This window comes from Spirosoma arboris, from assembly GCF_009754945.1.
In the GTDB taxonomy this organism is placed as follows: domain Bacteria; phylum Bacteroidota; class Bacteroidia; order Cytophagales; family Spirosomataceae; genus Spirosoma; species Spirosoma arboris.
Genome location: NZ_WPIN01000007.1, coordinates 286,635 through 308,807, shown reverse-complemented (window position 1 = coordinate 308,807; position 22,173 = coordinate 286,635). Strand labels below are relative to the sequence as shown.

Annotated in this window: 14 protein-coding genes; 1 reads left to right on the top strand and 13 read right to left on the bottom strand. The window is 45.3% G+C overall.

What is annotated here, in order from left to right; all coding sequences use genetic code 11:
• Positions 1-110: 110 nt before the first annotated feature.
• From GO755_RS20210 to fusA, 12 genes are all read right to left on the bottom strand, one after another.
• The gene (locus tag GO755_RS20210) at positions 111-1,553 is read right to left on the bottom strand and encodes a RagB/SusD family nutrient uptake outer membrane protein (protein WP_157587104.1); all 1,443 of its coding nucleotides are present in this window, start codon (positions 1,551-1,553) and stop codon (positions 111-113) included.
• Positions 1,554-1,573: 20 nt separating this feature from the next.
• A complete protein-coding gene (locus GO755_RS20205; protein WP_157587103.1) occupies positions 1,574-5,098 on the bottom strand; it encodes a SusC/RagA family TonB-linked outer membrane protein in 3,525 nt (1,174 codons plus the stop codon).
• A gap of 18 nt (positions 5,099-5,116) precedes the next feature.
• On the bottom strand, positions 5,117-6,127 hold the full coding sequence (locus GO755_RS20200) for a FecR family protein (RefSeq protein WP_157587102.1): 1,011 nt from the start codon (positions 6,125-6,127) through the stop codon (positions 5,117-5,119).
• Positions 6,128-6,224: 97 nt separating this feature from the next.
• The gene (locus GO755_RS20195) at positions 6,225-6,899 is read right to left on the bottom strand and encodes an RNA polymerase sigma-70 factor (RefSeq protein ID WP_157587101.1); all 675 of its coding nucleotides are present in this window, start codon (positions 6,897-6,899) and stop codon (positions 6,225-6,227) included.
• Between the two features lie 551 nt (positions 6,900-7,450).
• Positions 7,451-9,235 (bottom strand): glycoside hydrolase family 9 protein, encoded by a 1,785-nt coding sequence (locus GO755_RS20190; protein ID WP_157587100.1) that lies wholly within the window; start codon positions 9,233-9,235, stop codon positions 7,451-7,453.
• 29 nt (positions 9,236-9,264) lie between these two features.
• The gene (locus GO755_RS20185; protein WP_157587099.1) at positions 9,265-10,506 is read right to left on the bottom strand and encodes an aspartate kinase; all 1,242 of its coding nucleotides are present in this window, start codon (positions 10,504-10,506) and stop codon (positions 9,265-9,267) included.
• Between the two features lie 86 nt (positions 10,507-10,592).
• A complete protein-coding gene (gene dxs, locus GO755_RS20180; RefSeq protein WP_157587098.1) occupies positions 10,593-12,527 on the bottom strand; it encodes a 1-deoxy-D-xylulose-5-phosphate synthase in 1,935 nt (644 codons plus the stop codon).
• Between the two features lie 234 nt (positions 12,528-12,761).
• Positions 12,762-13,685, bottom strand: coding sequence for a rhomboid family intramembrane serine protease (locus GO755_RS20175; RefSeq protein WP_157587097.1), 924 nt, complete (start codon positions 13,683-13,685; stop codon positions 12,762-12,764).
• A 2-nt stretch (positions 13,686-13,687) separates the two neighbouring features.
• Positions 13,688-14,467 carry a rhomboid family intramembrane serine protease gene (locus tag GO755_RS20170; protein WP_157587096.1) on the bottom strand — a complete coding sequence of 260 codons (780 nt, stop codon included), beginning with the start codon at positions 14,465-14,467 and terminating at the stop codon, positions 13,688-13,690.
• 37 nt (positions 14,468-14,504) lie between these two features.
• Entirely contained in the window at positions 14,505-16,544 is a 2,040-nt protein-coding gene (mutL, locus tag GO755_RS20165) for a DNA mismatch repair endonuclease MutL (RefSeq protein WP_157587095.1), read from the bottom strand.
• A gap of 175 nt (positions 16,545-16,719) precedes the next feature.
• Entirely contained in the window at positions 16,720-17,025 is a 306-nt protein-coding gene (gene rpsJ, locus GO755_RS20160; protein ID WP_012930032.1) for a 30S ribosomal protein S10, read from the bottom strand.
• A gap of 109 nt (positions 17,026-17,134) precedes the next feature.
• The gene (fusA, locus tag GO755_RS20155; RefSeq protein WP_157587094.1) at positions 17,135-19,252 is read right to left on the bottom strand and encodes an elongation factor G; all 2,118 of its coding nucleotides are present in this window, start codon (positions 19,250-19,252) and stop codon (positions 17,135-17,137) included.
• Between the two features lie 214 nt (positions 19,253-19,466).
• Here fusA and GO755_RS20150 point away from each other — a divergent pair, with 214 nt between their 5' ends.
• Entirely contained in the window at positions 19,467-21,245 is a 1,779-nt protein-coding gene (locus tag GO755_RS20150) for an ABC transporter ATP-binding protein (RefSeq protein WP_157587093.1), read from the top strand.
• 83 nt (positions 21,246-21,328) lie between these two features.
• On the opposite strand, the gene GO755_RS20145 is transcribed toward GO755_RS20150, so the two are convergent.
• Positions 21,329-22,018, bottom strand: coding sequence for a LexA family transcriptional regulator (locus GO755_RS20145; RefSeq protein WP_317165924.1), 690 nt, complete (start codon positions 22,016-22,018; stop codon positions 21,329-21,331).
• Positions 22,019-22,173 lie beyond the last annotated feature (155 nt).

The window sequence follows — 22,173 nt, the reverse complement described above, 5'->3', positions numbered from 1 at the left end:
TTTCTTTGAAAATTAGGTGCTTAAAGCTTTGTGGTTTCTGTGTCTCTGTGGTTAAATTTGTTTTTATAATAAAGCCGTACGAAACATTATTATCCTCACTAAACTAAGAATCAATTGTAGCCTGGGTTTTGGGCGAATATGGCCGGATTGTTAATCAACTGAATCTGCGCAAACGGTATGGGGAATAGCGTATTATAAGGTCGCATTCCATATTTCTGCATCACCGTATAAGCCTGACCAGTACGTACTAAATCAAACCAGCGATGACCTTCAAAAGCAAGTTCCCGACGGCGTTCCAGAACGATTTGATCACGCAGATCCGCCTGCGACAGCGTGCCTAGTGCGTCAATACCCGCTCGGGTCCGAATCTGGTTCAGATAAGGCAAAGCGGCTGCCGTCTTCCCATTTTCATTTAAAGCTTCGGCATACATCAATAATACATCTGCATAGCGAATCACTTTCCAGTTGGCCGGGCTGTCGTTGGCCGTTGTTATCTTCACAATATATTTGCGCGTATAGGCCGACATGTTGTTGGAGGAAATGAGGATGGGAATAAACTTACCCGTCGCATCCGTATAGCCCCGCGATGCCGTAATGTCTTTTCGTTTGTCTTTCGCTTCAAACAAATCGAACAGCACCTGGTGGGGTGTATTCTGATCATCAACTTGTCCGGCAATCCCATAAAAGGCAATCATGGACGTCACTTTGGGCGTAAATCGATTGGTGAAAATGCTCCCTTCGGTGCTTAAGCCCTGCTCGTATTCGATGTCGTATATGTATTCACTATGGTGCTCATTTTTGGTATAATCGTATAAGTCAGCCCAGTTGGCCAGCAGGCTATAGCCGATGGTAGTTACTTCCTGCAATTTTGCTTCGGCCTTTACAAAATCTTTCCGGGTCAGATACACTTTGCCCAGCAGCGCCTTGGCAGCCCCTTTGGTAGCCCGGCCCACATCGGTACCCGAATAAGTAGCAGGCAGTTTGGTTTCGGCATCGAGCAGATCTTTTATGATAACTTCATCATAAATTTTGTCCACTTTTTCGCGGGGTGTTTTATAGGAGTCATCAATGGATAAAGTGGTTGTCACCATAGGTACGTCCCCAAATATTCTGACCAGATCGAAATAGGCCAGTGCCCGCAGAAATTTGGCTTCAGCCGTGTGCCGGTCTTTGTTTGTCACAACTTTAGTATCGGCGGTAGCGATTTTTTCCAGCAACGTATTGGCCCGAGTGATCGCTTTATAATAATTCCGCCAGGTGTCTCTCAGTAGCGGGTCGTCGTTGGAAAGTGTAAAATTATCGACAGCCCCTGCCGTGCCTTTCACCAGTTCATCCCACGTATCATCGGCGCGGATGTCGCCAAAATAATACATGTTCTGATACTGATCCTGGTAAATACTGTAGATGCCAATTACCGCATCCTGATAGTCTTTATCGGTTTTATACAGTACATCGACCGTCACCGTATCAACGGGAAGGATTTCGATAAACTGCTTATTACAGGCGGTTAGTAGTAGCGAGAATACAGCTAATAAGGTTAGGATCTTTTTCATTATATGAAATTTTTTACTGGTTAGAAACCCAGATTGATACCAAAAATTATGCTCTTCGCAGTCGGGTAGTCATAGCGTTCATTGCCCGGCGCAAGTGGACTGGAGTTCAGGCTGACATCTGGATTAAAGCCAATGTATTTCGTAAACAGGAAGGGATTGTTAGCGGTGAACGTCAGGCGAATCGCACTGAATGTGAGTTTCTTCGCTATGTTTTCAGGCAACGCATACCCAAAGGCGATGTTGTTGATCCGGAGATAGGATCCATCATCCAGCCAGCGTTGGCTATACGTACCTCTGAAATTACCCGTTGGCACATCGTTAGGCCGAACCGAATAGCCATTCCCCGGATCGGATTCCGATTTCCAGTAATTATTCATAATGGCATATTGCCGGAACCGGGCTCTATCATTAGCCGACTGCTCTCTGGACAAGGCTAGTACACTGTTCCCCTGAACGCCCTGTAGACTAACACTTAACGTAAAGTTCTTGTACGAGAATTGGTTAGTCATACCGTAGTAAAAATCCGGGTAAGGCGAGCCCATGATGGTTCTATCGAAGCTATTGATGATGCCATCCGGCACACCATTCGGACCACTGACATCCACAAAACGAACATCCCCAACGCGCGACGCATCACGTCCGCCCGGATTCCAAAGAGGCCCCTTATCCAAATCAGCTTTTGTGGCGAAGATGCCGTTCGTTAGCCAGCCATAAAACATACCAACCGGCTGGCCAATCATGGTAATATTGCCACCCTGGGGTGAAATGATGGGGTCACCAGAAGGCCCTAATTTGGTAACCTTGTTCTTATAGGTTGAGAAATTCAAGCTTGTCTGCCAGCGAAATTTACCCTCAACATTGACGGTATTTACGGCAAACTCCCAGCCATTGTTTTTGACTTCGCCAATGTTCTTTAGCGCCGTATTGAACCCGGTAATATCCGGTACGTTTACATTTAGCAGCAAATCGGTATTGGTAGACCGGAAGTGATCGACGGTTAATGCGATTCGATTATTTAAAAAACTTACGTCGATACCGGCATTAATTTGCTGTTGTTTCTCCCAGGTTAAGGCCGGGTTGCCTAGTCTGCCGGCAGAAAATCCACCAACGCCAGTATTACCCAGCACATATTTTTCATAGTTAATGGTCGCTAGCTGGTCATAGTTACCAATGTTGTTATTCCCCGTTCTACCGTAACTGGCTCTTAATTTAAGCTCATTCAGGAAGCGAAACTCTTTCATGAAGTTTTCGTCCGAAACACGCCAGGCTAAGGCTAACGAGGGGAATAAACCATATTTGTTATCCGCCCCAAACCGCGACGAGCCATCTGTCCGAATGGAAGCAGTAGCATAGTATTTACTGTTGTAGTTGTAATTGATACGTCCCAGGTAAGAGACCAGCGACCATTCCGCTACATTGGATGTCCCGGCAGTCAGAATGTTACTCACCGCACTCAGTGTCGGAACCAGGTTATTCGGGTATTTATTACTGGTTAAGGTGTTGGATTCAAACGTTTCCCGCTGGGTTGTATAACCAAGCAAACCGGTGAAGTTATGTTTGCCGAAACTTTTGGTATAATTCAGCGTAGTTTCTGTGATCCAGTTTAAACGCATCGATGCGTTATCAGTACCCGACGCCAGTTCATTTAAAAAAGCAGGTAGCTGGGGCTTAAAGTAACTGCCTTTGATGTTCATCAGATTAATACCCAGCATAACATTCACTTTCAAATTATTCAGGATAGAATACTCGAGGAAGGTGTTCCCTAAAAAGCCAAATCCTTTCTGTTTCCCTTTAACTTCCTGTGCCAGCGCTAGTGGGTTTTTGCTGGTTACTACGGCATCCAGCCCGTTTCCAAATGGATAATAGCTCCCATCTGGGTTCAGTAAAGATTGATACGTTGGAATTACAATGGCATTGTATAAAGGGCTGTTGGTGATATCGCTATAGGTTGTTAAGTCTTCGGCCCCTGCTCCACCCACGTTTGTTTTGTCGGTATACGATGGATTGAAATTAACTTTTAAGGTAAGTTTCGGGGTTAGACGTGCATCGATATTAGCCCGGAACGAATAGCGTTTGAAATTGCTGTTCAGAATAATACCATCCTGATTTAGAAACTCGCCACTCAGCGCATAGCGAATATTCTCGCTGCCGCCATTGGCGCTTAACTGATATTGATGCTGGGGAGCGGTGCGCAATATGGCATCCAGGGGGTCTTCATTGGTCGTTATTTTGCCCGACAGTACATCGACAATCGTTTGCGGAACGGGGGCCTTCCACGTGGTTGGGTTTCCTGACACATCATTTCCCTCGTCAAGATTCCGGTTCCGTACCCCATCCAGATAGTGTTGTGCTTCTTCCAGACCCGTCTGATAAACGGGCCGTTTGGCTATCTTCTGGAAGCCAAGCTGGTAATTAAAATTGATAACGGCTTTCCCAGATTTTCCTCGCTTGGTATTGATAATAACGACCCCGTTTGATCCGCGAGATCCGTAAATGGCTGTGGCTGATGCGTCTTTCAGTACGTCGATGGTTTCAACATCGTTTGGGTTCAGGGTCTGGATACTGGAAATAGGAAATCCGTCGACAACATACAAAGGACCGCCACCTGCCGAGATGCTACCTACGCCCCGTATTCTGATTTGTGGTGCGGCACCCGGTTCGCCCGAAACGGGTTTAACCTGAACACCGGCAATTTTACCCATCAATGCCTGATCGACCCGGGGAACGGCTAGTTCCTGGATCGACTTGCTGCCAACGGAGGCAACTGAACCTGTCAGATCTTTCTTTTCGATCGACCCGTATCCAATCACGACAATTTCGTCGAGTGTTTTATTGTCTGTTTTGAGAACAACATCAAGAGTGGCTCGATTGCCAACGGTAATTTCCTGCGGCTGATATCCAACAAAGCTAAAGATCAGGATAGAAGAACCATTGGGTACATCCAGTTTATAATGCCCATCGGCATCGGTATTTGTTCCTTTCTGTGCTCCTTTCAACACAATACTTACCCCAGGCAAACCTTCGCCCTTTTCATCCTTTACCGTTCCCTGAACTGTGATATCAGCTGCTTTCTCTTTGTCATCCCCTGCGTCTGTTGCCGACTCTGAAGCTGACTGTCGGCTATCGGTTTCAGAATCAGCTTTGTCGGAGCGGGTGGGAAAGTTGAGGGGAATTTGTTTGAGATTAGCGTCTGTTTTGTCTGTCGATTCTTTACCCACCACAACATAACCGCCATTCTTTGCTTTCTTGTAGCGTAGGCCAAGTGGCTTTAAAATAGTTGTCAGGTTCGTCTCAATAGTAAAATTGAAATTAACGGCGTCGCCAGCTACTGTCAGACCTTCTACGTTTCGGTCGAAAAACAGAATATCAGTGGCATAATGCTCCTGCAACTGTTTCAGTACGTCTTTCAGCTTTTTTGAGGACGTTTTTCCTGATGTTTCCCGTTGCTGAACCTGTTGCGCTCTGGCCAGCGTTTGCGAAAAACCAGGACGTACTCCTCCCAGCCCTACTCCGACGAGGAGTAGAATAAATACATTTTTTTTCATATTTAGTAGGTTTTAGGATTAATGGGTTTGGGTGATGACAATAGTGTCACCCTGCTGTCGGTAGGTCAGGTTTGATGCGCTAGCCAAAGTTTCAATAAGGTCTTTTGCGGTGTAAGCCGTGAAAGCTCCTGAAATAGTCCATTGAGTCAGGGCTTTGTCTGGTATCTGAAGCTTTATCCCGTAGTTTTCAGCAAAAAGGGTACTGATCTCTGCCAGGGTCGTTCCGTCAAACACAAATCGGTGCTCTTCCCAGGCTATAAAATCCTGCGGTTTAGGCGTTTGCTTTACACGAATACGCCCCTCGTTGTCAAACGTAACCAGGTTGCCTGGCTTCATCGTTAATTGCTTGTTCGTCTTCCCTTCCTGATACAGCAGACGAACTTTCCCTTTATTCAACACGACTTTCTTTCCAGTTTCGCGTGTGCTTACCAGGAACTCGGTACCCAAAACAACCACTTCAAAGTTTTTATTCGTCTGAACGACAAAGTGTTGGTGATCAGGCATATGCTTGATGCAGAAATCGGCCTCACCTACCAAAACGACTTCGCGCGTTTCCTTGCCAAATCCGAAGCGTGGTACACGTAATGATGAGTTCGCATTAAGTGTAACCTGACTCCCATCTGAGAGCATAACCTTGCTGGTTTCGCCATATGCGGTGCTGTATGTTTTAAAAAGCACATCGTCTTTGAAAAAGACGCCACCGAGTAAAAGAATAATTCCTAGCGAAGCCGCTATCATGGTCCGAACCCATATCGGCCTTACCCAATACGTAGTCGATTCTTCGGCGGTAACCAACTGATGCGTGTCTTCATTTTGCTGACTGGCTATGCGTTGCTGGTGCCGTTTTAATCCCTCATTGGCGTCGGCAATGAATTGTGGATTCTGACTTTCCCATATAGCGAGGCATTCAAAAAAGAACTCCTGGTTACTCTCGTCTTTCGCCCACTCATCAATTAACTGTTTTTGCAAAGCGGTTGCCCCTCCGGCGAAGTAGTTAAAGAGTGTTTCTTTTGATACCTGATTTTTCATGAGAGAAGCGTTTGAACAGTGAGTGTGCGAAGCGTTCGTAGCAGTATGACGGTTGCAGCTGGTATAAACACTTAGTCACTAGCTAAAAAATACCTATTCAATACCAAAACTGGCTCCCTACACAAATAATCATTAGCCATTTATCTTTAAGCGTATTTCGAATCTGACGCATAGCCTGGTATACGTGGGCTTCAATTGTACGTAATGAAAGTTGTAGTTCATCCGCGATTTCCTGGTACTTCTTCCCCTCAAATCGGTGCATCACATAAATTTGCCGACGCTTCAAAGGCATGCTATTGATGGCATTTTCGACATCATGATACAACTCCTCATATTGTGTAATAGAATCAGGACTTTGGGTTGTATGAGCCGGAATAAATTCGGCTTTATCAAGTGAGGTCGTATGCCTCATTTCTGCCCGGACGTGGTCAAAAGCCCGATTCCGAACCATCGTAAATAAGTAGGCTCGATAGGAAGATGTAATCGTTTGGTAGCGTAGATCTGCCTGAAATTCATAAAATATATCCGACACAATATCTTCTGCAATCGCTTTAGAGGAAACGTACCGGACTGCATGACTACATAGCATGGCATAATAATGCCGGAACAGAAGACTGATTCCTGCATCGACATCTTGCTCAAACGTTTTTCGTAAAAACAGTTCAGTGTCTAAACTAACCTTTGCAGAGAGATTTCCACTCGCTTCGTCTATTTCCCCCAAATACGGCTGACCTATTTCTTTGGTTTGGGTTAATTGTCGGATTTGTCCCATTTGTGTTGGCGAATGAAGCTAGTGGTTCCTTACTGGCGGCAGATTTACCTCCATTTTTTATACCCCTTACCCGTTGTCTGAAAGGGCATCTTCTGGGAGAAAGACGTTCTTGACCTGAAAAACCCTTAGTCTTTATTTGATTATTTTTTTGAAAAATTGAACTATACAGGGTGAAAAATTGAGAAAACTAGGAGATCGTGAGAGAGATTACTGCCTGATGGATAGTTTCTACCTGATACCTATTAGCCTCTTCATTGAGCATTGATTAACCAGTGAAGGCTAAGTCGAATTGTATTAACTATCTGAAAATGAAAGAATTAGTGGTGTGTAGTCAGAGGAAGAGAAGCTGAAAGGATTGATTTGCAGGCTTATAGAAATAGCAAGAATAAGCCGTATTCCATAGTGATTAGGCCCCGGAACAAAGAAGTTTCGGCAAAATGATTTATCACAACTCACTTTTTAATGAGTTAGACTGTGACACTGGAAATGGAGCGGCTCTCTGTGATCTAGAGAGCATCAACTATAACGTGAAGGAGAGCGGACCAGCTAGCTCATTTTGAAGACGTACTATAATGCGCTTTCTTTTGTAGAGCTTCCAGCGCAGCGGCCAAATAGACGAGCGGGGCATTCCAGTTAATCGCAATTTCGTTGGATGCATAGGAACAATCGTCGTCGAGATAGACTTCGTCGGCAAACGTAGAGGTGTAGCCCACACATTTATCCTGCCGGGCTGCGTTGGCATTTGTACCTCCCGATAACAAACCCGGAACAGGGGCTTCAATGCCGTCGGCAACGGATGGCCGATGGTGCGGATGCCGGGGTGTTTTGCTGCCAAAGCCAGTCACGAACGAATAACCCGTTGCATTACGGCCTAATAGATAATCCAGATTGGTTAGTGCTGCATCAAGATAGGCTCGGTCATTAGTCAGTTGATAGGCCTGAATTAATGCAATTCCCTGATTCGCAGCCACTGCGCTACTTCCCCAGATGTAATCGCTGGGCGATTTTCCCATAACGGTTTGAAACGCCTGCTTGTCTATTCCCTGCCGAAGCTGGTCCGCGAACTGAATCAGGCGGTTTTTAAGTTGAGCGAGGTCTTTCTGGCCAACTGGAGTCAGCTTGTTGCCAAAGCGTGCTAGGGAGTAATAGGCTAATGTACGCACCTGCGACCACGATGGTAATGGTGTTTTTTCATCGGGAAACAGATTAACTGCCTTATAATAACCTTCGTCTTTTGTTGTCAGATAGAGTTCGGTGGCCGCCCAAATCCATTCATCGCTGGCATCTCGATCTTCGTAGCCCCCGGTTACTACGTCTGGTTCAAATTGCCCGTTCATCGCATTTTGATCATAGCGCATAGTTGGGTTCTGCTTCGCCCATTGCCAGGCATGAACAGCGGCTGTTATACATGAGTCCGCTAAACCAGGAAGCTCCCGGTTATAGTGCCGAAACACACGGCTTGCCTGAGCCATAACAGCGGCAAAGTCGAGGGTAGCTGTGATGCTTTTCTGAACAACGTATCGATCTTTTTCCGCCTGACCAGGCATAATCATTCCATCGAAGCGGGCGTTGGTCAGTTTATGATAAACACCACCATCGACCGGGTCTTGCATGGTCAGCATCCAGCGAAGGTTCCATAACGACTCGTCGAGCAGATCGGGCAAACTATTTTTACTTTCGGGGATGGTTGTGACTAACGTTCGGCAGAAATCGGGAAAATCTTCATACAATGATAGCAACGTGCCCATCGTAATCCCCGAGTTGACGATGTATTTGTTGTAATCACCAGCATCGTACCAACCCCTTGGCGACGAGATTGTGGTTCCTTCGGGGCGAGTAACTGAAGCCGCAGACGGATGAATCAGCACGTGCGTATCTGGATGACCGGCTGGTCTGTGCCATTGTCCTGCAAATGATTCAGGTAAAGCAATAGAAGCTCGCTGATAATAATATCCTTTCAAGGCGCCAATCGCGAGATCTCGATTTACAGCTGGGCGAATTGAAAACGGATACGAACGCCCAAGGCCAGGTACAACTACAACGAAAGTTCCGGTTGTGTGCAAGGCGGAGAAGTCGGCAGTATGCGCTATTTTCCCAGAGATAGCATTTTGCCGAGGCTCACTGAGCGTACCCGAGAAAAGTACTTTTTTGCCGTCTGGCGTGGTTATCTGAAACGGGCCAGAAACCTCACCTACCACAATGGCTATCTTGGGTGCATCAGGATAAAACCCAACCTGATTAAGGCGAATAGACTCAGAAAGCAGTTGCGCACGAACGCCAGCACTCGTTAATAGAGTCAGCAAGAAATAAAGAGCTATACTTTTGAGACGAGTCATACCTGATTAGGTGCTAAAGTCGATAAAGATCACCCTAAATCTTTAACAACTAACTGCACGGTATAGCGACTTTTCTGCTCTAAAAGCAGTTTTTTATTGACTAGTACCCGATCAATGGTTCCCTGATCGTAATAACGTATTGTGATCAACTCCAGACTATCATTATAGCTAACCCGAAAATCCTGCTTTAACAGCGCTAATAAAGCAGGTACCCGATCAGGATTATTGTCGACAACGACCGAAAAACTGATCGCGGTGTTCTGCATAAGGTTGATTTTCACTCCTGCCTGAGCGAATCGCCCAAAAATCCGACTGAGATTGTCTTCAGCGATAAATGAAAAATCATTTGGTCGAAGCGAGATCAGCACCTGATTGACCTTGAAAATAAACGATGGTGTCGACAGATGTTGCTCAAAATTACCAATGACAGTTCCAGGCGCGTCGGGCGTAAGAAATGACCGGACGTAGAGGGGAATACCTTTGTTTTGTAAGGGTTTAATCGTTTTTGGATGAATGACAGTGGCCCCATAATAAGCCAGTTCAATTGCATCCTGATAAGTTAGTTTGTCTAACAGTATCGTTTCATCAAACCACCTCGGATCGGCGTTTAATACGCCAGGGACATCTTTCCAGATCGTGACGCTGTCTGCATTTAGGCAATAGGCAAAAATGGCGGCTGAGTAATCTGACCCATCGCGACCGAGAGTCGTTGTCCGATTAGTCGCCGTCTGCCCAACAAAGCCCTGTGTTATTTTGACTCCTTTGCCGGTTACTCGCTGGCTAATACGCTGATTGGTCTCAGTCCAGTTAACCCGCCCTTCGCGAAAAGTTATATCTGTACAGATCAATTGGCGTGCATCAAGCCATTGAGTTGGAACATTGTTTTGTTGCAAATAAGCGGCAATAATTTGCGTAGAAAGGATTTCGCCCAATGACACGATCTGATCGTAGACTTCATCGTAGGGTGCACTGGGTGGTTGTGCTAAAAGCAGGTCCAAATGAGCGAATGTTTCATCAACAGGAATAGAATTGCCCAGCAATTCGATGCTCATACGCTGATGGAAGTCTTTTAACGTTGCCAGTACAGTCTGCGTATTTTCATTCTGCCGATGCACATAGGCGCGAACAAGATCTTCAAGCGCATTGGTAGTTTTGCCCATCGCTGATACAACTACGAATGCATCTTTCCCCTGCGTTTTAATGATTTCACCCAGGTTACGAACACCAGCCGAATCTTTTACCGAGGCACCGCCAAATTTGAAAACTTTCATAAACTATAAAAAAATAAACAGGATTACAGCAATAACAGGATTTCGGATTATCCTGTTATTGCTGTAATCCTGTCGAAAATAAAATGCTAAACAGTTATGGCTCGGCCTGTAAATAACAGTTCACGAACAGCAGTGGCGATACCTTGTGGATCAAAACCACATTCGTGATGGAGCTCGATTTGCTCACCATGTTCGATGACCGCGTCGGGAATACCAAGGCGTTTAACGCGAGCCATATAACCGTGATTCGCCATAAATTCCAGGACTGCACTACCAAAACCACCCATGACACAACCATCTTCAACAGTCACTACCCGACTGAAGCGGCTAAAAATCTGGTGCAGCAATTCTTCGTCCAGCGGCTTCACGTAGCGCATATCGAAATGAGCAGGTTGAATACCTTCTTTCGCTAACATCTCAGTAGCCTGAACGGCATAATTACCGATATGACCAATGGTTAGAATAGCGACATCTTCACCATCGGAAATCATTCGGCCTTTACCGATAACCTGTTTTTCAAGTGGAGTGCGCCAGATAGGCATTACACCTTCACCCCGTGGGTACCGAATCGTGAAGGCCTGTTTTCCCTTCTGCACCTCATCAGACTGTGCAGTGAACATCATGTTCCGCAACTCCTGCTCGTTCATAGGCGCGGCAACAATCATATTAGGAATGCAGCGCATATACGCCAGATCGTAGGCACCATGATGAGTCGGGCCATCGGCTCCGGCGAATCCGGCTCGGTCGAGGCAAAAAATAACGGGTAATTCCTGGATGCAGACATCGTGGATAACCTGATCGTAGGCCCGCTGCATGAATGTCGAGTAAATGTTGCAGAATACAACTTCACCCTGCGTAGCCATCCCCGCCGAAAATGTTACAGCATGCTGTTCGGCAATGCCTACATCGAAGGCCCGCTTTGGCATGGCCTTCATCATGATATTCATCGATGAACCAGAGGGCATAGCTGGCGTTACGCCCACAATACGGGGATTTTGTTCTGCTAATTCAACTAGAGTATTCCCGAAAACCTCCTGATATTTTGGGGGTTGGGGCGTATCGTACACTTTCTTCTGGATAACCCCCGTCACTTTATCAAACAAACCGGGTGCGTGCCACTTCGTCTGATCTTTTTCAGCAGGGCCGTAGCCTTTACCTTTTACGGTCAGAACGTGCAATAACTTTGGACCGGGAATATTTTTAAGATCGGCTAAAACACTTACCAGATGGTCAATATCGTGACCATCAATTGGACCAAAATACCGCAAATGGAGCGATTCAAATAAATTGCTCTGCTCCAGCAGTGAGCTTTTAATGCCCGATTGTACCTGTGATACTAACTCCTGAGCGGTTTTGCCCAGCTTGTCCATCTTACCCAGCAGATTCCAGACTTCGTCTTTTACCTTATTGTAAGTCTGCGAGGTTGTAATATCGGTGAGATATTCGCGCAGTGCCCCTACGTTAGGGTCAATGCTCATGCAGTTGTCATTTAAGACGATAAGCAGATTGCTATCTGTAGCTCCTGCGTGGTTCATACCTTCGAAGGCTTCGCCAGCGGTTAGCGCCCCATCACCAATGACTGCGATGTGATTACGCTGAAAATTTCCCTGCAACTGCGAAGCCACGGCCATACCTAAAGCGGCCGAAATAGAAGTAGACGAGTGCCCCACACCAAAGGAGTCGTAGGGGCTTTCTTTCCGCTTTGGAAACCCAGATAGACCCTTATAAAACCGATTTGTATGAAACCGCTCCCGACGGCCCGTCAGAATTTTATGACCATACGCCTGATGGCCTACATCCCAAATGAGTTGATCATCGGGCGTGTTGAAAACATAGTGTAGCGCAACGGTTAATTCAACTACCCCCAAACTAGCGCCAAAATGGCCACCATAGACTGAAACATCGTCAATAATAAACTGGCGGAGTTCATCTGCAACCTGGGGTAAGCGGGATTTATCGAGTTTACGAAGATCGTTGGGAGTATTGATGTTGGCCAAAAGACTGCCAGGGGTAATCAGCATGATGGTAGCAGATAAACGTCTGTCTTACAACAACACACGGCCAGAATAGATTGTTCTGGTGGTGGTTTGCCCATTGTATTGAAACAACGAAGCTACTATATTTTTTACTAACTATAAAAAATCTAAGCCCCTGTGCCTCTGTATATATACGTCAGCAACAAAGGCTTAGATTTTAAAATGAACTATCAGAGAATGACTGGACCATATAATCACCCTCACTAGTAATCATATAAGTTAATTTCGTTGGCTAGCCCGGAAAAGTTTTTGTTTCTCTTCTCGGGTTAAACTTTCGTACCCAGACCGTGAAATTTTATCCAGAATCGTATCGACCTCATCTTGGTCGGGCGTTGATATAGACGAGGCTGAACCCGTCGATGAGACATAAGAGCTTGCTTGTGTACTTGCATTGCTCCGTTGGCGATATGATACTTTAACGGCGGGTTTTGGCTTAAGTAAATTGCTCCATCCATCTGCTATCCAGTAAATAGGGCGACCCAAATCTGTGCCGTTTTGAAGCAATTTGACGTAGAAAAATCCCATTAAAGCACCGCCTAAGTGAGCCAGATTACCGCCCGCGTTGGCACCTGCTGATTGGGCAACAGAAAGGATAATAAAAAAGAAAACAATGTATTTAATTCGTACCGGACCAAAAAAGAGAAGGTGAAATGTATAGTTTGGTAATAACGTAGCAGCGCCAACTGCAACCGAAAAAGCAGCCGCCGATGCACCCAACATACGGGCACCTTCAGCATAATTCTGAAAGTAAGGTACCAGATTGTACATGGCCATATAGAGTAAACCACCCGCCAATCCGCCCATTATATACAACCCTATTAGTCTTCGGTTGCCCAGATATTCGTCAATCAGCCTGCCAAACCAGTATAGGAAAAGCATGTTGTAGAGAATATGGAAAATCTCATCATGTGTGAAAAAATAGGTAAACAGGGTCCACGGCTTATGTAAGAAACCAGTTAATGTTCCTGGAAGCATCAACTGCGCCCTGATGAAATCATATACAGCGTCGTTTTGTGCTAATGTCAGACCCACTTTAGTCAGCAAAAGCACCAAAAACACAACTGTGTTGATTAGAATCAATTGCACCAACGTATTGTTGGGCTTATTGAATTCGCTCCTAAAATCCTCGAACAAGCCGCTCATCACTAATAAAACGTTTTTCGTTGGGAACCCCAGTATTTCACGAGAATAAATGCAAACAACATGCCGCCTATATGGGCGAAATGAGCGACGTTGTCAGTTTGCGCCCTATAAATACCCGAATAAAGTTCAAATGCTCCGTAAAAGATAACGAGATACTTTGCTTTAATCGGTATAGGTAGAAACAATAAAAATAACTCAGTGTTCGGAAACAATAACCCAAACCCCATTATTACGCCAAAAACTGCGCCAGATGCTCCAACCATCGGTTCGTCAACCTGATTTGTGAGGATTTTGTTAGCAATTGCTATGCTATCCTGACTCATTTTGCTATCGCTTGGAGATCGTTTAAACTGCTCAATGAAAGGCATTAATCGATCATAATAGGAACTAGCATGCTGGTCGATGAAAGCCGAGAAACTCTCATAACCAGGATTTACACGATAAGTTTGAACCGCTTCATATACGTCGTGCATCTCAAAATAGTTTACCCCTGAGAATAATAACGCAGAACCTAAACCGCAAAAAAAGTAAAAAAAAGTAAATCGACGTGGTCCCCAAAACTGCTCCAGCATTGGCCCAAAAACAACTAACCCAATCATATTACTGAAAATGTGGTTAAAGCCACCATGTAAAAACATGTGGGTCAGTAACTGAATAGGATTGAATTGGTCAGAAAGGAACGAATGCAGCCCAAATTGTTCAATAATGGCGTCATTTGTAACAAAAAAGACCAATATATTTATTACTAATAGTACGCGAACTACCGGAGTAAGGTTAAACATCTTAATATCAACTAATTTATGCTGATTAACGCAATTATCAGCGTAAAAGTCCCGCAATTTTATCTAACGTAAGCACAACCGTTACTGGCTCGCCAGTAGGCGTATAGCTTGGATTCGTTGAAGCAAACAACTGGTTTACTAAAGCTCGACACTCAGTAGCACTCAGGCGAGCTATATGATGCATTGATGACCGGCGTGCCAACGACCGCGCCATCGATTCAATTTTATCTAGTTTTAACCGGCCGGTATCTGCTCGAAGTTGGGCGAGCAAATTAGCAAAGAGTTCTTCTTCATTCTCGCCCATTGTTAACGTTGGAACACCCCGAATCACAAATGTGTTTGCTCCTAATTCATCGAATTCAAACCCAAGATGGGTGAGATCTTCCCGCAAATCGAGTGCCAATTGAAAATCAACCGGTGCCAGTGTTATGGTTTTGGGAAATAACAATTGCTGAGAGGCTCCATTTTGCTTGGTTAATGCAGCATGAAACTGATCATACAGAATTCGTTCGTAGGCCCTGCGTTGGTCAATTAACATTACTCCTGACTTGATGGGAGCTAAAAGGTAACGATTTTGTATTTGAACGATAGTTTCATCTTCGGCCAATGTGGGAACTACCTGTTCAGATGATTCTAAACTGACTGGCAACTGATTTGCCCGGCTCCCCAATGTGATTGGGCCGCTCTCTGCAGCGGGCTGATCTGTAGGTGTTGTTGTTTGTTTTACAACTCCTAGCCAATCGCCATTTGTTTCACTGGAATTGGAAGAAGTTCCTGATTTATCTGTTCCGGCAACACTTTCGTATAGTGTTTGCCAATTATTAACCGATGGTTTTTTCGGAATGTCGAAACTGCTACCAGCTGCTTTGTCTAAAGCATCGGTTCGTAACACTGTTCGTTCATGTACGGGCTGCCCTGCTCCCGATGCCCACGAGGGCGTAATTGGACGAGCCGAACTCGTGTCAGGACTATTTACTTTAGATGAAGGCTGAAGAACAGTCGTGCCACCAGACACTGATTTTGAGGCATCAGGCCGAACACCCGCCAGAAAGTTAACATCGGAGTCGAAGTCAAGTGAAGGCGATAAATTATAGACACCTACAGCTTTCCGAACTGCGGCCATCATAATAGCATATACTGATCGTTCATCGTCGAACTTTATCTCCGTTTTAGTGGGGTGGATATTAATGTCGATGTGCGACGGGTCAATGTCAATAAACAGTACATAGAAAGGGTGACTACCTTCGGGCAACGTTCCTTCATAAGCACCTATCACTGCGTGGTGCAGATAGTTGTGTTTGATGAAGCGGTTATTGACAAAGAAGAACTGTTCATTTCGGGCTTTCTTTGCTGACTCTGGTTTGCCTATATAACCATGTACCGTTACATAAGGCGTTTGCTCTTCGCAGAAATTTAGCTGCTCCCGATAACTCTTGCCAAACATATCCACAATTCGGCGGCTGAGTTTCCCGGCAGGTAGATTATAAATTTCCTGATCATTATGAAACAGTGAAAAGGCTACTTCTGGGTTGGCAAGAGCTACCCGTTGGAACTCGTCGATAATATGGCGCATCTCCACCGAATTCGACTTCAGAAAATTACGCCGGGCGGGTACGTTGAAAAATAAGTTTTTAATGAGCAGATTCGTGCCGGGTAAACATGAAATGGCTTCCTGCGCTTTAATGTCCGAACCTTCAATCCGTACTAATGTTCCAAGTTCATCACTAGCTCGACGTGTGCGCATCTCTACCTGTGCTACGGCGGCAATAGAGGCAAGCGCTTCGCCCCGAAAACCCATCGTACGAATACGAAATAAATCGTCGGAAGAACGAATTTTAGATGTAGCGTGTCGCTCAAAACTCATGCGGGCATCGGTTTCAGTCATACCAGCGCCATCGTCTACAATCTGAATCAGATTGCGACCCGCTTCCCGGATAATTACCTGAATCGATTTAGCCTTGGCATCGACCGAGTTTTCGAGTAACTCTTTCACTACCGAAGCGGGCCGCTGCACAACCTCACCAGCTGCAATCTGGTTAGCTATCGAGTCGGGCAGTAGCTGAATGACGTTTAACATAACGGATAAAATCTCCCAGGACAATTAGTCCCTCTACCATACAATATACAAAAATAACAGGCAGATTGATCTTATAATTCAGATAAAATATAGAACGTTGAACATTAAAAAATGCCGCAAGCCCGAAACCTGTAGGTTCGCACTTGCGGCACGGTAAGCCTTAAGAAAGAAGTCGTTAGACTTTGATTTCTACATCAACGCCACTCGGTAATTCGAGTTTCATCAACGCATCAACCGTTTTAGCGCTGCTGCTATAGATGTCTACCAACCGCTTGTAGGTACAAAGTTGAAATTGTTCCCGTGCCTTTTTATTAACGTGGGGCGACCGCAGAACAGTGTAGATTTCTTTATTAGTTGGCAGAGGAATTGGGCCGCTTACGATAGCACCCGTCGATTTAACCGCTTTTACGATTTTCTCTGCCGACTTGTCAACCAGCATGTGGTCGAACGACTTTAGCTTAATGCGAATTTTTTGGCTCATTGTGTTTTGGTTCATTAAGTGAAGTGTCTGTCGAAAGAACCATTTACTCCGACGACACAAAAAATGGGCAGTCGGTCGGATTGACCCACTGCCCAATATCTGAAAAGACTTACGCCTTCACGGTACCTTTTTCTTTGGCAACAACCGTATCCGAAATGTTTTGCGGCACAACTTCGTAGTGCGCAAATGTCAGGTTGGCGGTAGCACGGCCCGACGACATCGTGCGGAGGTCAGTAACATAACCGAACAGTTCTGAAAGAGGAACGTCAGCCTTAATTACCTGCGAACCAGCTTTTGTATCCATCCCTTTCATTACACCCCGGCGACGGTTCAAGTCACCCGTGATTGGCCCAGTGTACTCTTCTGGTGTCAATACTTCAACCGCCATGATTGGTTCGAGCAATTTCGGACCAGCCTGACGAGCAGCTTCACGGAAGCCCAAACGAGCAGCCATTTCGAAAGACAGCGAATCGGAGTCAACATCGTGGTACGAACCGTGGAACAACCGAACTTTCATGCTTTCGAGTGGGAAGCCAGCTAACGGACCGTTTTTCAGCGATTCGTCAAAGCCTTTCTGTACCGCGGGGATAAATTCGCGAGGAATAACACCACCAACAATACCATTTACGAACTCTAAGCCCGATGGTACAACACCGGTTTCATCTTCGCCACGTGGTCCGAGTTCAAACACGATATCGGCAAACTTACCACGACCACCCGTTTGTTTCTTGTAGACTTCACGGTGTTCGACATTTTTGGTAAGCTTCTCTTTGTAAGCAACCTGTGGTGCACCCTGGTTCACTTCTACCTTGAACTCACGACGCATCCGGTCGATGATGATTTCGAGGTGAAGCTCACCCATACCACGGATAATGGTCTGGCCGGTTTCTTCGTTCGATTCAACTTTAAGCGTTGGATCTTCTTCGATCAGTTTACCAATAGCTTTCGAGAAGTTATCCTGATCGGCCGATTTCTTAGGCTCGATAGCATAACCAATAACTGGTTCTGGGAATACCATTGACTCCAGAACGATTGGGTTCTTTTCATCAGACAGCGTATCGCCAGTCTTAATGTCTTTGAAACCAACTACGGCACCGATGTCACCAGCTTCCAGACGCTCAATCTGGTTTTGCTTGTTAGCGTGCATCTGGAAAATCCGCGAAATCCGCTCTTTGTTGCCCGAACGGTTGTTCAGGATATAAGAACCAGACTCAAGAATACCTGAGTACGAACGAACAAAGCACAAACGACCTACGTAAGGGTCAGTTGCAATTTTGAATGCCAGCGCCGAGAATGGTTCCGATGATGAAGGTTTCCGAGAAATTTCTTCACCTGTATCTGGGTTCGTTCCTTTGATGCTTTCCTTGTCCAACGGCGATGGCAATAAGGCCATCACATAATCGAGCATGGTTTGCACACCTTTGTTTTTGAACGACGAACCGCAAAGCATCGGTACGATTTTCATCGCGATGGTTGCTTTACGCAAAGCTGCCAGAATTTCGTCTTCCGAGATCGATTCTGGATCTTCGAAATACTTCTCCATCAGCGAATCATCGAATTCGGCAACGGCTTCAAGGAGTTTTTCACGCCATTCGGTTGCTTCATCCAGCATATCAGCAGGGATGGGGACAACTTCAAACGTCATACCCTTGTCTGACTCATTCCAGACAATACCCCGGAAATTGACAAGATCAACAACACCTTTGAAGGAATCTTCTTCACCTATCGGTAACTGAAGAGGAACAGCATAGCTACCCAGCATTTCCTTCACCTGCTTGCACACGTTCAGGAAGTCGGCACCAGAGCGGTCCATTTTATTCACGAAGCCCAAACGAGCTACGTTGTAGTTGTTAGCCAGACGCCAGTTGGTTTCCGATTGAGGTTCAACACCATCAACAGCACTGAATAAGAATACCAACCCGTCAAGTACGCGCAATGAACGGTTTACTTCAACTGTGAAGTCAACGTGGCCTGGCGTATCGATAATGTTGATGTGGTATTTTTGGTCCCGATAGGTCCAGTCAACAGTTGTAGCGGCCGACGTGATGGTGATACCACGTTCCTGCTCTTGCTCCATCCAGTCCATGGTTGCGGCACCATCGTGTACCTCACCAATTTTGTGGCTTACCCCGGCGTAATAGAGAATGCGTTCGGTTGTGGTCGTCTTACCCGCATCAATGTGGGCAGCGATACCGATGTTTCTCGTGAAATTTAAATCGCGAGCCATTAGCTTGTTATACTGAAAGTTATGTTTTTCTAAACTCGAAAGGAAAGGGTCACTGCAATTGGCAGATGCCCCTTTTGTAAATCAGGACGCAAAATTACTGAAAGTCAACCACAAAACCAACGGTTATGCTAAGAATATCGTAGAAACTATTCGTCTATTTTGTCCATTTTACTAATTGACGACGTTTCAGAAAATGAGACCGGAACTTGGAATCATGCAAAACCCATACATTGCTTTACTGCGGACTGCCTGGGCCTACGCCCGACATGAAAGACGGCAATACATTTTCGTCTATTTCCTGTTCATCATGGCCAATGTGGTCACTGCGTTACGTCCGTTACTATTTGGTTGGTTTATTGGTAAGCTACAGCAAACTAGTACAGATATCCTACAAGTTGTCTGGTTATATGTTGGCGGTTACTTTTCATTAGAATTGCTGGAATGGGCATTTCATGGTCCTGCACGGGTTATGGAACGGCGGCTGGCTTTCAATCTGAGCCGTAATTTTCTGAACGAGCTATTCCACCAAACCCTGCATTTGCCGGTTGGTTGGCACAAAGACCATCATAGTGGGGCTACAATCAATCGGATTCGTAAAGCCTACGACGCGCTTAAAACATTTTTTCAGGACGGCTTTATTTATCTTCAGGCACTATCCAAATTCGTTTTTTCGTTTGGAGCTATGCTCTATTTCTCTCCAGCTTTTGGCTTGGTGGGAGTAGCTTTAGGTGCCTTAACAATCTATGTAATTCTTCGTTTCGATAAACCATTTATTAAAGCACTTGACGAAGCCAATGAACGGGAGCATGTTGTATCATCCACCTTGTTCGATAGCCTGTCGAATATTATTACTGTAATTACCTTGCGTCTGGAAGAGCGAATCCAGCAGGCGCTAGATAGTAAAGTGGTGCTTGTTTTTGTGCCATTCATGCGGCACGTGAAGATTAATGAATGGAAATGGTTTGCGGCTTCGATGCTGGTTGGGCTCATCTATATTGTTCTGGCAATGGGCTATGTCTATCAGCATTACGTTCCAGGGCAGGTATTTCTGATTGGCGGCTTGGTAACCCTGCTAGGCTATGTCAATCAGTTTACTAGTGTATTTAATGATATCGCCTGGCAGTACACGCAGATTGTGCAGTTTAATACTGATGTGCAGACCGCACGAGGTATTGGTGAGGCTTATGCCCGTCATGAACGACCTGAACATGAGACATTGCCCGATCGCTGGCAGATTATCGATATCACTGGTCTTAATTTCTCACATGGTCGGGCGAGTGGTTCATCCCATAAAGTCTCCAATTTAATTGATTTGCAAATTCAGTTGGGGCGGGGTAAACGGGTAGCGTTTATTGGAGAAAGTGGTTCCGGTAAAAGTACATTATTGACATTGCTACGGGGTTTGTATTTGCCTGAACCAGGGTTGTTCGTGCAGGTAGATGGACAGTCTATTCCAGATTTGAACGCGGTTGCCAATACCGTAACGCTATTCCCGCAGGAACCAGAAATTTTCGAGAATACGATTGCCTATAATATTACACTTGGGCTGCCTTTTAGCGACGAGGAAGTAAATGAAGTGTGTCGCGTAGCTTACTTTAGTGAAGTTGTTAAACAACTCCCAAAGGGCCTGGAAACGAATATCCAAGAAAAAGGAGTGAACCTGTCTGGTGGGCAACGGCAGCGATTAGCATTAGCCCGAGGAGTATTGGCCGCTCGTTCCAGCGATATTGTGCTACTAGATGAGCCCACAAGTAGTATAGATCCCAAAACAGAATTGGCCATCTACCGGGGACTATTGAAGGAATTTGCGGATAAAGCTATTGTTTCAACCTTACACCGACTTCACTTACTGCCCTTGTTCGACTATATTTATATTATGCAAGATGGGAAAATCATTGATAAGGGAAGCTTTTCTGACCTCCGCCAACACAGTTCTATTTTTCAGGAGATGTGGGCGCACCAAAAAGAGGTGATGGAGCAAACGGAAGGGTAAAAAAATAGTCAGGTGTTGTCAGATGCAGTTAAGTTTTGATAAGCAACCGTTAACTACTCCTGGCAATATCTGACTATTTTTACTTATTCTACAGGAGCTTCTACAATGGCTACAATCTTCCAAAGCCCACGAATGTCGCTAAGGGGAACTGTCACGTTGCCTCCATTTGGATTGTCTGAGTGGAGAGTGAGATATCTGCGGGTTAGCAACTCATTATCACGGATACGCTTAACAACAAAATAATCACGGTACATCACGGCATAAACCCCTCCTGATTGGTATTCCCAGTTGTTTTCGCTGACAGGAACTGCCAAAACTTTGGCTCCATGAGTAAGCTGCGGACTCATGCTACTACCCGAAATTTCCAGCACAACTGGGTTTTTATAGCCTTTTAGCAAAGGTTTTCGTACCCGGAAGGATTCCGTATCTGTTGTGCTAATCGTATCGGAATAACTCTCAACGAAGGTGGCATAGAATTTAACCGGCACAAACGGAACTTCTAGCGTGTCATCACTAGTGATGGTGAGTTGGGCATTGCCCTCGGGTAGATTCAGGACAGGCATAATACCTCGGATCAGGAAATCGGCGCTGATCTGAGGGTAACAAGCCAGCAAACTCATGATCGTGTCGTATGAGGGTTTGGCCCGGCCGTTCAAAATATTGTAAAATTTTGATGGGTTTTCGCCTAACTCTTTGGCTATCTGATAAATAGTGATGCCTAAAGCGTCGAAAACCTGCTTTAATCGGTCCTGGATAGTCACAGTCGTATCAATTTTTTTAAACAAATTTCTGCCATTATCAGATAGATAGTTGACAGTATAATACAAGTAAAATATATTGCGCTTGTATTATGGCAAATATACTAAAAATACAGATGAATGAGTAAGGGAAAAACCACATTCTTAGTCAAAACTTGATGAATCGGAAT